This window comes from Xylophilus sp. ASV27, assembly GCF_016428875.1.
In the GTDB taxonomy this organism is placed as follows: domain Bacteria; phylum Pseudomonadota; class Gammaproteobacteria; order Burkholderiales; family Burkholderiaceae_C; genus Xylophilus.
The window spans coordinates 1-393 of record NZ_JAELTO010000309.1; the positions used below are offsets into that span (position 1 = coordinate 1).

The 393-nt window shown below is 63.6% G+C and carries 1 protein-coding gene; it reads right to left on the reverse strand.

What is annotated here, in order from left to right; all coding sequences use genetic code 11:
* On the reverse strand, positions 1-393 hold a 393-nt coding region (gene mraW, locus JHD63_RS23040; RefSeq protein ID WP_198973141.1), incomplete at both ends, for a 16S rRNA (cytosine(1402)-N(4))-methyltransferase.

The window sequence follows — 393 nt, forward strand, 5'->3', positions numbered from 1 at the left end:
TGATGGCACTGCGCGAACGGGGGTTTTCACGGATCTCTTCTTCGCTGGCGCGCACGGCCTTGCCTACGCTGTTGAGTGGGGGCTGGGCCATGTCTTCGGCCCGCACCATCACCCAGCTGGGCAGCTTTTCCACACTGCTGGCATCGCGCAGGTATTGCTTGACGATGCGGTCTTCGAGCGAGTGGAAGCTGATGATGGTCAGACGGCCGTCTTCAGCCAGGTGGCGCGCCGCCTGCGGCAGGACGGCCTTGAGCTCGTCCAGCTCACGGTTCACAAAGATCCGGATCGCCTGGAAGGTACGCGTGGCTGGGTCCTGACCCGGTTCCCGAGTACGGACGTTTTTCCCAACGAGCAAGGCGAGCTCACGCGTGGTCTGGATGGGAGCGAGCTCCC